We start from the raw sequence: 12,715 nt of genomic DNA on the forward strand, positions 1-12,715 counted from the left end.
TATGCAAATAATTAATAAATTTTATAAATTACTGAATGTATATATTTATTTTATTTTATTCTCTCTATTAATAGTATTTTTTTCCACAACTTATTCGAATGCAAATGCGTTTAAGGTATCTGACATTGAAATATCTTCTCCATTTGAGCTAAATTTTAAAAAAAATAGTGTAATTGATAAAGGATTTCAAATTTCCTTTTCTAATTTGATTTCAATGATTACAACCTCTAGTGATAGAAAAAAGATTAAAAATGTTCCAATCAAAGTACTTAAGGGCATGATCGATTCTTTTACTATTAGTGATGAAAAATTTATAAATAATGAGTATTTTGCAAATTTAGAAACAACATTTAATAAAAAAAAAATTCTTAAATTTTTAGAAGATAAAAATATTTTTCCATCAATACCACAAAGAAATAAAGTCTTATTATTTCCTATCATCATAGAAACTAAAGATAATAGTATTTATCTATTTAATGATAATATTTTTTATGACAAATGGAATGAGCAAAAAAATTCTTATGATTTATTAGATTATTTGTTACCAAGTGAGGATATCGAAGACTTGATAGAGTTACAAAAAATGTCAAATGATATTGAAACTTATGACTTTTCAAATTTAATTAATAAATATGATATTACTGATAGTATAATACTAATAATAAATAAAGAAGGTAGCAACATAAGAACACTTTCAAAAATTAATTTAAATAACAGTCTTAAACTTGAAAACAAAAACTATTCCAAAGTAGATATTTTAAATAATAATGACTTTTCTAATATTGTTAAAGGTTTGAAACAAATTTATGAAGATCAATGGAAAAAAAATAATGAAATTAATACATCAATAAAACTTCCTATAACAATATCTATTAATTCAAAAAAAACTAAAAAAATTATAGAGTTGGAAAAAGCACTTGATAGTATGGATCTAGTGGCTGGCTTTAACATTGTGAATTTTAATAGTGAGAGTATTCAGTATAAAATTACTTATAATAGTACACCTAATATATTTTTAAATAATATGAAAAAAAATAATCTTGAATTAGAAATGAAAAATAATATTTGGACTATAAAATGAAAAGTTTAAACCAATTATTATTAGATTTTGATTATGAGCAAAACTTTAAAGATGATGACTTTTATGTTGGAAAAAGTAATTTTTACGCTTTTGAAATGATCAACAAATGGCCAAAATGGGAAAAAAATTTTTTAAACATTAATGGTGAAAAATTTTCAGGAAAAACCCATTTAGTAAATATTTTTTTGAAAAAGTTTAATGGCATTAGGATTGATGTTAATTCATTAAATGATGAAAACCTTAAATCTATTAAACCTTACCAAAATATAGTTTTAGAGGATTTAAATTTAAATATAAATGAGAAGCTTATTTATTCACTCTTTAATATAATAGATCAAGATAACAAGTTTTTGATAATCACATCAACGAAACCAATATCTGAGATCAATTTTCAACTGGAAGATCTTCGATCTAGAACTAAGAACTGCCTTTTTGCAAATATTCAAAACCCTGATGATGAGTTAATGTTTGCACTGATTTTAAAAAATTTATCAGATAGACAAATTACTCTAGATAAAAAGCTGATTGACTTTATTATTAAAAGAATTGAGAGATCGTATGGCAAAATATTTGAATTCATATATAAAATTGACAAGATTAGTTTAAAAAAAAAGAAATCAATCGACTTTAAAATTATTAATGAAGCTCTTGAGGAATAAGTGAATAAATACAGAACACATACATGTAGCGAGTTAACAAAAGATAACAGTGGTAATGATGTTGTTTTGTCAGGTTGGATAAACAAAAAAAGAGATCACGGAAATTTATTGTTTATAGATTTAAGAGATAATTATGGGATGACTCAGTGTATCATAGATAAGAGTAACGAAAATTTTAAATCATTAGAAAAAATTCAATTAGAAAGCGTAATTAAAATAAATGGTAAGGTTGTTGAGAGAACAAAAGAGACCATTAACACTGATCTCCAAACTGGTGAGGTAGAAGTTAATATAAATTCATTTGAAGTGCTCGGTACTTGCAAAGAATTACCAATGCCAGTTTTTAGTGATCAAGAATATGCTGAAGAAATTAGACTTAAATACAGGTTCTTAGATTTAAGAAGAAAAAAGATTCATGATAATATTATCTTAAGGTCAAAAGTTATTTCTTTTATTAGAAGTGAGATGTCTAAACTTGGTTTCTTGGAGTTTCAAACACCAATATTAACATCTTCCAGTCCCGAGGGTGCAAGAGATTTTTTGGTACCAAGCAGACTAAATCCTGGAAAGTTTTATGCACTGCCACAAGCACCACAACAATTTAAACAACTTATAATGGTTTCTGGTTTTGATAAATATTTTCAAATAGCTCCATGCTTTAGAGACGAAGATGCAAGAGCAGATAGAAGTCCAGGTGAATTTTATCAGCTCGATTTAGAAATGTCTTTTGTTGAACAAGAAGACGTTTTTCAAGTTGTTGAAAAATTAATAGTCAATGTTTTTAAGAATTTTTCTTCAAAAAAATTAATTTATGAAAAATTTCCAAGAATACCTTATGAAGAATCTATGCTTAAGTATGGATCGGATAAACCAGATTTAAGAAACCCATTAATTATTTTCGATTTATCAAACATTTTTACCCGTGATGATGTTACATTTGAGATATTTAAAAAGCTTGTAAAATCTGGCTCTAAAGTAAGATGTATAGTTACAAAAAATACAAAAGATAAACCTAGAAGTTTTTTTGATAATATTGACAAGTGGGCCAAAGAACAAGGTGCATCAGGTCTTGCTTATTTTACAATTGAAAAAGAAGAAAATCTTTCAGCAAAAGGACCAGTAGGAAAATTTTTCTCTAAAGAAGCCTTAGAAGAAATTATGAAAATCACTGGAGCTCAAATAGGGGATAGTATATTTTTTGCTTGTGGAAAAATAAATGAAGTTGAAAAAATAACCTCTCTAGCAAGAGATAAAATTGCTAAGGATTTAAAATTAATTGATGATAATACTTTTGCGTTTTGTTGGATTGTTGACTACCCAATGTTTGAAAGAAATGAAGTAACTAATAAAATTGAATTTAGTCACAATCCATTTTCAATGCCTCAAGGTGATTTAAAAGACATTGATCTTGATAATCCACTTAATATTAAAGCCTATCAATACGATATTGTTTGTAATGGGATAGAATTATCTTCTGGCGCAATTAGAAATCACGTACCTGAATTGATGTATAAGTTATTCTCGATTGCTGGATATCAAAAAGAACAAGTTGATGAAAAATTTAGTGGAATGATTAATGCTTTAAGTTATGGAGCTCCACCTCATGGTGGTATAGCCCCTGGTATCGATAGAATTGTAATGCTATTAGCAAATGAAAAGAATATTAGAGAAGTTACAATGTTCCCAATGAATCAAAATGCTCAAGACTTAATGATGAATGCTCCATCAAATGTTAACGAAGAGCAGCTTAAAGAGCTTGGTTTAGCTTTAAAACTTAAAAAATAATATTACTTTTTACCTTTTAAGCTTATCTTAACATCAGATAAATCAACAAGATTTTTTTTGTAATTATTTCTAACAAAGCCTTTGCTAGTGACATCTTTTATAATTTTAAGTAATTGATTTTGATCTTCAGTATTTTCTTCTTCAGGTAAAGATCTATCTGATCCACCAATAGATGGAGTGTGTGCTAGATCTTCTCTATTTTGATATGAAATAGCGAGTTCTCTAAATATATAATCAAGTATTGAAGAGGCACTCATTATTCTGTCATTGCCATGAACTTTTCCAGATGGTTCAAATTTAGTATCAACATAAGCGCTAATAAACTCATCTAAAGGAACACCATATTGAAGTCCAAGTGATATTGCTATTGCAAAATTATTCATCAAAGCTTTTACCAGCTCACCTTCTTTACTTGTGTCTATGAAAATTTCACCAATTTTACCATCTTCATATTCGCCAGTATGTAAATAAACTTTATGGTCACCAATCGTCGCTTTTTGGATATAACCTTTTCTTCTATCAGGCATACTAAATCTTTTACCCACACCTTCGTTAATTTGTTTAACAAAAGCGGTATTATTTTCTTTTGAAACAATTTTAGGTTGACTTTGTTCAGTTATAATATCTAATTTTTTAGGCTCAATTACTTTATTATTTGGATCTAAACTTTTTGTTTTTCTTGTATCAAGTTTTACATCCAAAACTTCAAATTTTCCATCATCGCGCTTTTCAAGGTTGGCTAATTCTGTTTCATTAATATCATCTAAATAATGATTAACTTTAAAGCTACAAGTGTAATAAGTTTCAACTAAGTATTTTGCCATTTTTCCTTTAATTAATTTTTAATTTTGAATCGTAAGATAATTAATTTATATACAAATCCTTACTTTAGTCTAATTTAAATTATACAATTTAAGATTGAAGAATTAACTAGATAATATGTTGACACTTTTTAAAAAGATTTTCATTTGGTGGAATCAAGAAACACTTGGAACAAAATTAAAAACTATTTTTTATGGAAAATTTGCTGGAAAAGATTCTAGTGGTAATAAATATTACGAAAGTAAATCTGGAAAACGATGGGTGATTTACAATGATGAAATTGATGCTTCGAAAATCCCTAATGAATGGTACTCTTGGATGCATTTCACTAATAATAAAATTGAAAATAATCATGAATTGAATAAGTATGACTGGCAAAAACCGCATCAATCCAATCAAACAGGCACTGAGAATGCCTATCATCCAAATAAAAACAATGAGCCAATCAAAAAAAAATACACAACCTGGAAAAGTTAGTTTATTATTTTTTTTAATTTATTTTTTTTTAATAAGCTTACCATCACTCTTAGTGGCTAATGAGAGTGATGAGGGAAAATTTATTGAAATTAAGATTTTAGATAAGGTGAGTTCAAAAACTGATCTTTTGAAATTAAATATAGGGGAGGAGCTTAGATTTAAAAGTTTATTAATAAAAAGTCTAAAATGTAAAAACTCTGAATTTGATGATAATCCAGAAATAACAGCTTACATTCAAGTTCAAGACGTAACTAATAAAGATAATAATGAAGTTTTTATTTTTAATGGATGGACTTTTTCATCCAGTCCTGCTGTAAACCCTTTTGATCACGCAGTATATGACATTTGGCTAACAAGATGTTACTAGATTACTTTTTCGTTATCTAGCCAGCCAACATTAAAGTCTGACTCAATGAATTTTTTATGGTTCAGTAGAATTTTATGAAGAGGTATTGTTGTTGTTATCCCTTCAATGACAAATTCATCTAAAGATCGATTCATTCTTTGTATTGCTTCAGTTCTATTTCTTCCCTGAGTTATTACTTTACAGATCATGCTATCGTAATATGGAGTAACTTTATAACCTTGGAAAATTGAACCATCAACTCTAGTTCTAAAACCTGACGGCTGATGACACATACCTATCGTTCCTGGGGATGGTTGGAAATTTTTACTCGCATCTTCTGCATTAATTCTACATTCTATTGCATGTCCTCTAGGATTAATATCGCTTTGTTTTAAAGCTGTTTCGCCAGTGTACGCTATCCAAATTTGTTCTTTAATTATATCAATCCCTGTTACCATTTCAGTTACTGGGTGCTCTACTTGAACACGAGTATTCATTTCAAGAAAATAAAATTTACCATCCTCATATATAAATTCCACTGTTCCAGCACCTTCATAGCCAATTTTACTAACCATATTTACTGTTCTTTCAAAAAGATCTTTTCTGATTTCATCAGTTAAGACTGGACTAGGAGTTTCTTCTATTAATTTTTGATGCCTTCTCTGCACAGAGCAATCTCTTTCATGAAGATGAATAGTTCTATTTTTCCCTGACAAAATTTGAACCTCTATATGTCTTGGGTTTTGAAAAAACTTTTCTATATAAACCTCATCGTTTCCAAAGTATTTTTGTGCTTCAGATTTTGCTGTTGAAAATAATGTTTCAAATTCCTCTTCTTTGTTAACAATCTTCATTCCTTTTCCACCTCCACCTCCAGAAGCTTTAATTAAAACAGGAAAACCAATTTTTTTACATAAATCTTTTGCTTGTTTTATATCAGTTACACCGCCCTCAGAACCTTCAATTATTGGAAGCCCATGTTGTTTTGCAATTCTTTTTGCTTGAATTTTATCCCCCATCATTTCTATGAGTTTTGAAGAAGCACCAATGAATTTAATATTATTTTCTTCTAAGACTTTAGCAAAAGTTGCATTCTCAGATAAAAAACCATAACCAGGATGAACAGCTTCAGCTTTTGTTAACTCTATTGCAGACATCAAGGCTGGAATATTTAAGTAACTGTTTGCTGGTTGGTGTGAACCAATGCAAACACTTTCATCAGCTAATCTAACGTGCATACTATCTCTATCTACATCTGAATGAACAGCAACAGTCGCTATTCCCCATTCTTTGCATGCTCGAATAATTCGAACTGCAATTTCCCCGCGGTTTGCAATTAGAATTTTCTTAAACATTATTCAACAATGATAATAGTTTGACCATACTCAACAGGTTGGCCATCTTTTACACAAATTTCTTTTATAATTCCATCGGCTGTAGAGGGAACATGATTCATAGTTTTCATAGCCTCAACTATCATAACCGTTTCACCTTTTTTAATTTTTTTACCAACTTCTGCAAATTTCTTAGCTCCAGGTTCTGCTGCAAGATAAGCTGTACCTATAATAGGAGACTTAACTTCAGTCCCAGATATAACAGTAGATTTAGCTGCATCAAGGACTGGTGTTGAGGCAGCAACACTTACTGCTTGATTTGAGCTAGCTGGGTTTGATTTTGATACTTTGATTTTGGTATCTTTATCTGTGTATTCAATCTCAGTTAAATTGAACTCATTTAAGTAATCAGTTAATTCTTTAATAATATTTTTATCTATTTTCATTTCTGTAGCATGTTTTGCATTGCAATTATGGCTAAAATATAACCATTATCACCTAAACCAAAAATTCCACCTGTAGCAATATCACTGATTAAAGATTTGTGTCTAAATTCCTCTCTTTTATATATATTTGATATGTGAAGTTCAATAATTGGTTTTTTATAAATATCTAAAGCATCCCTGATAGCAACAGATGTGTGAGTAAAACCAGCAGCATTAATAATTATACCATCAAACTTATTTTTAGCTTCTTGTATGGTTGTAACTATTTCACCCTCTATATTTGACTGAGAAAACTCTAAATTAATATTTAAATCTTTAGCTTTACTTAAACAGTTTTCTTTTAATTTTTCGAAAGTTATTGATCCATATTGTGATTGTTCTCTTTCACCTAATAGATTAAGATTAGGACCATTAATAATTATAATATTATTATTCATCAGATTCTTATACATTATGAAAAAAATAAAAAAAATAAAAATTAAGATAAATGGTAAATTTTCAACAATAAATGAAAATTTAAGCCTCTCAATTTTTTTAAAAGAACTAAAAATTCCTCTTAAAAAAGTAGCAATTGAATTAAACCAAGAAATAATAGATAAAAATAATTTAAAAATGATAAAACTAAAAAAAAATGACAAAATAGAAATTGTTCATTTTATTGGAGGTGGATAAAATTGGTTAATGATAAATTAATAGTTAATAAGAAAAAATTTAATTCCAGATTAATAGTTGGAACTGGAAAATATAAAAGTATGGCTGAATGTGCAAAAGCTATAAAATTATCAGGTGCAGAAATAGTTACTGTTGCAGTGAGAAGGGTAAATATTTCTGATAAAAAAAAACCTTTATTAATGGATTATATTGATCCAAAAAAAATTACTTATTTGCCAAACACTGCTGGTTGTTTTAATTCTGAAGAAGCTCTAAGAACTTTACGTTTAGCAAGAGAAATTGGTGGATGGAAACTTGTAAAGCTTGAGGTTCTAGGAGATAAAAAAAATCTATTTCCAGATATGATTGAAACATTGAAATCTACAGAAGTTTTAACCAAAGAAGGATTTAAGGTAATGGTTTATTGCAATGATGATCCTTTGATGGCTAAAAGATTAGAGAATGTAGGAGCTTGTGCAATTATGCCTCTAGCAGCACCTATAGGTTCTGGACTTGGAATTCAAAATACAACAAATATAAAAATTATAAGAAGTCAAACAAAGCTCCCTTTAATAATCGATGCTGGCTTAGGTCAAGCATCGGACGCAGCTATTGCTATGGAATTAGGCTGTGATGGAGTATTGGCAAATACTGCAATTGCTAAAGCTAAAAAACCATTTCAAATGGCTTTAGCATTTAAAAATGGAGTCATTGCAGGAAGACACTCTTATTTAGCTGGTCGTATAGAAAAATCTATATACGGAAGTGCCTCTTCTCCAAAAACTGGAATTATCTAAGCTGTTGGTTTTTTGAAAAATTTCTTTTTAAAAAAAGGTTTTTTTTTATAAGGCTTCTTTTTAATTGGACTTTCAAAAGATTTAAACTCTTTTTTTTGCTCTTCTAGATTTTTTAATTTTTCTATATGTTGAACTGTTTCTATTGTTTTTTTAGTTTTGTTTTGGAGATCAATTATATACTCGGGGATAATAAGAGTATTATCTGCGATTATATCTATCTTAATTAAGTTTTTTTCTTCAAAATACTTTAAATCTTTAATGAAATTTTCCTTCATAAAATCTGATATCTTTTCACAAATCTTGAGTTCTACAAATTTTGCTTTTGTTAAAACAGCTTTAACTTCAACTAATTTAAGAATTTTCATGGCAAAAGACTCATCGGTAAGAGTAACTTTCCATTTTACAGCACTTTCTCTTAATCTTTGTCTGGACATCTCTAATAGTCCGAATGTACTAATCCTTCCTATTTGAATTCTTGCCCTATCAGTTCTGCATTGCTCTTTAAGCTTTCTCTCAACTAATCTTCTATTTCCAAAACTTAACATATCAATAAAATCAATAATAATTAGACCAGACAAGTCTCTTATTTTTATTTGTCGAGATATCTCCTCTGCTGCCTCAAGATTAGTGTCTAAAGCGGTACTCTCAACATTTTTTTGTTTAATAGAGCTACCTGAGTTTATATCAATTGAAACTAATGCTTCGGTTGGATTTATAACCAGGTAACCGCCTGATTTTAGTTTTATTTCTGAGTCATAAATTTGATTTAATTTTTCTTCAATGTTCTCTTTAAAAAATAAAGGAACTTTTTCTCTATATTTTTTTATTTTTTTTACATGAGAGGGCATCATTAACTTCATAAAGTTTTGCGCTTTTTTGTAACCTTCATTACCTTCAATGATGATACTGTTTGTGTCTTCATCATACATATCTCTCAAAGTTCTTTTTATAATGTCACTTTCTTGATGGATTAATGATGGAGCTATAGAGTTTAATGCATTATCTTTAATTTCATTCCAGGTTTTAATCAAAGTTTGAAGATCATGATCTATATCATTTTTTGTTTTGTTTGACCCTGCAGTTCTCACAATAAGTCCCATTTCTTTTGGAATGGTTATATCGTTTAAGATAGTTCTAATTTTTTTTCTTTCTCCTGGGTTAAAAATTTTACGAGATATGCCGCCACCTTTCGGTGTATTTGGCATTAGGACAATATATTTACCCGCTATAGAAATAAAAGTACTTAGTGCTGCACCTTTTTGCCCTCTTTCATCCTTTAATACTTGTATTAAAATTACCTGGTTAGGTTTTATAACCTCTTGAATCTTATATCTTTTAGATCTAAATCTTACTTCATGTCTTTTACCAAATGATACAGGTGAAGATTGCTCTTTGTTTTCATCAACTTGGGCACCATCTGTAACTGGAGCATCACTCTCCTCTGTTATCTGGTCATCACTCTCTAATTCAGATTCAGGTTTTACTTCAACTGGATCGTTAATATCAAGGTTGCCTTCGTTAATATTTTTTTGCTCTTCCAGTTCACTTTCTTTTAGAAGTTCTTCTCTGGCTCTTTCTTCTTCTTCCTTTATTTTTGCTAAATCACTCTGAGGTATCTGATAATAGTCTGATTGAATATCATTAAAAGATAAGAAGCCATGTCTATCTCTACCAAAATCAATAAATGCAGCTTGTAAAGATGGCTCTACACGGCTTACCTTACCAAGGTATATGTTATTTTTGATTAAATTATTTTTTAAGCCTTCGTACTCGTAGTCTTCAATGCTTTCACCTGACTTAAGTACAACTCTTGTTTCATTTGGATGCGAAGCATCAATGTATAAATTTTTTTCCATATATTTTCGATTAATTGTTTCATTTTATATTTAAATAATTTTAAATTTTGTTTGAATTCTGGTGCCTTAACATTACCAAATTTTTATATATATTAAACTAAAATGCATCGAATAATTAAAAATATATTTATATTAGTTTTAAGTATTGGTCTGTTATCTGCATTTTCAATATTAGCTGTTTTGTGGGCTTTTTCTAACAATTTACCAGATTATAAATTCCTTAAAAATTATAAACCATCAGTTTCTAGTAAAGTTTATTCAGGTGACGGCGAGTTAGTGAATGATTTTTCATCAGAAAAACGAATATTTGTACCCTATAAATCAATATCAGAAAAAGTGATTAACTCTTTCTTATCTGCAGAAGATAAAAATTTCTATTCACACCCTGGTGTAGATGCCAAAGGAGTATTAAGAGCAATAATTAATAATATTTTCAATGTAATTGCATCAAGAAGACTAGAGGGCGCATCAACTATAACTCAACAAGTAGCAAAAAATTTTTTATTAACAAATGAAGTAAGCTTAAATAGAAAAATTAAAGAGGCAATTCTTGCTTTTAGAATAGAAAGGGCTCTTTCAAAAGAAAGAATATTAGAACTATACTTAAATCAAATATATCTTGGTGAAGGTACTTATGGTGTTGCATCAGCCAGCTTAGAATATTTTGACAAATCAATTAGTGAATTAAATTATGAAGAGGCAGCTTTATTAGCGGCCCTACCAAAGGCCCCAAGTAGATATAATCCTTATAAAAATATTGAACTTGCAAAATTTAGAAGAGATTTAGTTATAAATAATTTATTTGAAAATAATTATATAAATAAAAAAAATCAACAAGAACTTTTGTCAAAAAAAATTATACTAAAAAAAAGAAAAAAAGTTTTTACACAAGATACAAGTTATTATGTTGAAGATATTAGAAAAGATATTGTTGAAAAGTTAGGATTTGATAAAGTTTATAAGCAAGGATTAAATATAAGCACACCTATTAATCTTCATTTACAAAAAATCGCAACAGAGTCATTGAGGCAGGGTCTCATTGAATATGATAAAAGAAAAGGTTGGCGTGGAGCATTGACTAATGTTAAAAAATTAGAAAAATGGAATAAAAAAGTAGATAAGTTTAAGTTAGAAAAATCAATTAACTGGGACTTAGCAATAGTTAACAAGATAGATAAATTTTCAATAGAAATTGAAACAGAATATGAAAAAAAAGGAACTATTAAATATGAAAATATTTCATGGATCAAAAAAGATTTTAAAGAAATATTAAAAATTGGAGATGTTATTTATGTTGAAAACATTAATAAAAATATTTTTGCTTTAAGACAGTTGCCCATGGTTAATGGGGGGATTGTCGTTATGGATCCTTTTACTGGAAGGGTGTTGGCTTTAAGTGGTGGATTTAGTTTTAAAAAAAGTGAATTTAATAGAGCAACACAGGCACTAAGACAGCCTGGTTCTGCTTTCAAACCTTTTATTTATGCTTTGGCTCTTGAAAATGGATACACACCATCAACTTTAATTTTAGACGCACCATTAGTTTTAGAGCAAGGATCTGATTTAAAAAAGTGGAAACCAGAAAACTATGGAAAAAAATTTTATGGTCCATCAACACTAAGAATGGGATTGGAAAAATCTAGAAATTTGATGACAGTCAGAATTGCACAAGATCTTGGACTTAAAAAGATTGTTAATTTTTCAAAAAAACTTGGTATTTATGAAAATCCTAGTGAGCTTTTATCAATTTCATTAGGTTCTGCTGAGACAACGTTGTTAAAATTAACATCAGCATACTCTTCATTTGTTAATGGAGGGAAACTAGTTAAACCAATAATGATTGATAGAATTCAAGATAGTGAAGGTAATACAATATTTAATAATGAAATGAGAGAGTGTGTAAATTGTGATCAAATATCTCACTTAAGTGACAATTATCCAAATATAGAAGACAAGTTTGAGCAAATATTTTCTCCAGAAACAGCATATCAAATGATCTCGATATTAGAGGGAACTGTTCAAAATGGAACAGGAAAAAATTTAAAAGCTTTAAATTTAGACTTAGCTGGTAAAACTGGAACAACGAATGGAAATACAGATACTTGGTTTGTTGGCTTTACCTCAAAATTGACAATAGGAGTTTATGTGGGCTCAGATAATCCAAAATCACTTGGAAGATATGAAACAGGTGCAAAAACAGCATTACCAATTTTTAAAAGCTTTGTTAAAAAAGCTGTGAAGAAAGAAGATGCAAGACCATTTAAAGTTGCAAAAAATATTTTAATGAAAGTTATTGATCCTGTTACAGGAAAAAAAGCTGAAATTGGAACAAGAAGAACAATCATTGAAGCCTATAAAGATATAAAAGTAGAAAGTTTATTGAATCAAGATATTAATAATAGATTAAAAAATAATAATATATTAAGGTTCTATTAATGGATAATGAATATTTAAATTACAA

General features: G+C 28.5%; 13 protein-coding genes. 8 read left to right on the top strand and 5 right to left on the bottom strand.

Going from position 1 to position 12,715, the window contains the following annotated elements; genetic code table 11:
- The first annotated feature begins 1 nt into the window (after nucleotide 1).
- The 3 genes from ABXT45_RS01775 to aspS are packed head-to-tail and all read left to right on the top strand — an operon-like array spanning nucleotide 2 to nucleotide 3,525.
- Nucleotides 2–1,081 (top strand): hypothetical protein, encoded by a 1,080-nt coding sequence (locus ABXT45_RS01775; RefSeq protein WP_415314042.1) that lies wholly within the window; start codon nucleotides 2–4, stop codon nucleotides 1,079–1,081.
- On the top strand, nucleotides 1,078–1,740 hold the full coding sequence (locus ABXT45_RS01780; RefSeq protein WP_415314043.1) for a DNA replication protein: 663 nt from the start codon (nucleotides 1,078–1,080) through the stop codon (nucleotides 1,738–1,740). Before ABXT45_RS01775 ends, ABXT45_RS01780 begins: the two co-directional genes overlap by 4 nt.
- Nucleotides 1,741–3,525 carry an aspartate--tRNA ligase gene (gene aspS, locus ABXT45_RS01785; RefSeq protein WP_415314045.1) on the top strand — a complete coding sequence of 595 codons (1,785 nt, stop codon included), beginning with the start codon at nucleotides 1,741–1,743 and terminating at the stop codon, nucleotides 3,523–3,525.
- 2 nt (nucleotides 3,526–3,527) lie between these two features.
- Here the strand turns inward: aspS and ABXT45_RS01790 are convergent, their stop codons facing one another.
- On the bottom strand, nucleotides 3,528–4,349 hold the full coding sequence (locus ABXT45_RS01790; protein ID WP_415314047.1) for a ribonucleotide reductase: 822 nt from the start codon (nucleotides 4,347–4,349) through the stop codon (nucleotides 3,528–3,530).
- Between the two features lie 115 nt (nucleotides 4,350–4,464).
- On the opposite strand from ABXT45_RS01790, the gene ABXT45_RS01795 reads away from it, so the two are divergent.
- Both ABXT45_RS01795 and ABXT45_RS01800 read left to right on the top strand, forming a co-directional pair.
- Nucleotides 4,465–4,824 (top strand): NADH-ubiquinone oxidoreductase subunit NDUFA12 family protein, encoded by a 360-nt coding sequence (locus tag ABXT45_RS01795; RefSeq protein ID WP_415314049.1) that lies wholly within the window; start codon nucleotides 4,465–4,467, stop codon nucleotides 4,822–4,824.
- Entirely contained in the window at nucleotides 4,784–5,191 is a 408-nt protein-coding gene (locus ABXT45_RS01800; protein ID WP_415314050.1) for a DUF2155 domain-containing protein, read from the top strand. The genes ABXT45_RS01795 and ABXT45_RS01800 overlap by 41 nt, the downstream gene beginning before the upstream one ends.
- On the opposite strand, the gene accC is transcribed toward ABXT45_RS01800, so the two are convergent.
- Genes accC through aroQ form a run of 3 tightly spaced genes read right to left on the bottom strand, consistent with a single transcriptional unit; the run spans nucleotide 5,188 to nucleotide 7,387 of the window.
- Nucleotides 5,188–6,525, bottom strand: a complete 1,338-nt coding sequence (accC, locus tag ABXT45_RS01805; RefSeq protein ID WP_415314052.1) for an acetyl-CoA carboxylase biotin carboxylase subunit — start codon at nucleotides 6,523–6,525, stop codon at nucleotides 5,188–5,190. The genes ABXT45_RS01800 and accC overlap by 4 nt on opposite strands.
- The gene (locus ABXT45_RS01810; RefSeq protein ID WP_415314053.1) at nucleotides 6,525–6,950 is read right to left on the bottom strand and encodes an acetyl-CoA carboxylase biotin carboxyl carrier protein; all 426 of its coding nucleotides are present in this window, start codon (nucleotides 6,948–6,950) and stop codon (nucleotides 6,525–6,527) included. The genes accC and ABXT45_RS01810 overlap by 1 nt, the downstream gene beginning before the upstream one ends.
- On the bottom strand, nucleotides 6,947–7,387 hold the full coding sequence (gene aroQ, locus ABXT45_RS01815) for a type II 3-dehydroquinate dehydratase (RefSeq protein WP_415314054.1): 441 nt from the start codon (nucleotides 7,385–7,387) through the stop codon (nucleotides 6,947–6,949). The genes ABXT45_RS01810 and aroQ overlap by 4 nt, the downstream gene beginning before the upstream one ends.
- A gap of 16 nt (nucleotides 7,388–7,403) precedes the next feature.
- Between aroQ and thiS the strand changes: the two genes are divergently transcribed.
- Nucleotides 7,404–7,622, top strand: a complete 219-nt coding sequence (gene thiS / locus ABXT45_RS01820; protein ID WP_415314055.1) for a sulfur carrier protein ThiS — start codon at nucleotides 7,404–7,406, stop codon at nucleotides 7,620–7,622.
- Nucleotides 7,623–7,624: 2 nt separating this feature from the next.
- Entirely contained in the window at nucleotides 7,625–8,398 is a 774-nt protein-coding gene (locus ABXT45_RS01825; protein ID WP_415314057.1) for a thiazole synthase, read from the top strand.
- On the opposite strand, the gene ABXT45_RS01830 is transcribed toward ABXT45_RS01825, so the two are convergent.
- Nucleotides 8,395–10,254 carry an Rne/Rng family ribonuclease gene (locus ABXT45_RS01830; protein ID WP_415314058.1) on the bottom strand — a complete coding sequence of 620 codons (1,860 nt, stop codon included), beginning with the start codon at nucleotides 10,252–10,254 and terminating at the stop codon, nucleotides 8,395–8,397. The two genes, ABXT45_RS01825 and ABXT45_RS01830, sit on opposite strands and share 4 nt — an antisense overlap.
- Before the next feature lie 102 nt (nucleotides 10,255–10,356).
- Between ABXT45_RS01830 and ABXT45_RS01835 the strand changes: the two genes are divergently transcribed.
- Nucleotides 10,357–12,690 (top strand): penicillin-binding protein 1A, encoded by a 2,334-nt coding sequence (locus ABXT45_RS01835; protein WP_415314060.1) that lies wholly within the window; start codon nucleotides 10,357–10,359, stop codon nucleotides 12,688–12,690.
- The last annotated feature ends 25 nt before the right edge of the window (nucleotides 12,691–12,715 follow it).

It is taken from the genome of Candidatus Pelagibacter sp. Uisw_106 (assembly GCF_047724975.1).
Classification (GTDB): domain Bacteria; phylum Pseudomonadota; class Alphaproteobacteria; order Pelagibacterales; family Pelagibacteraceae; genus Pelagibacter.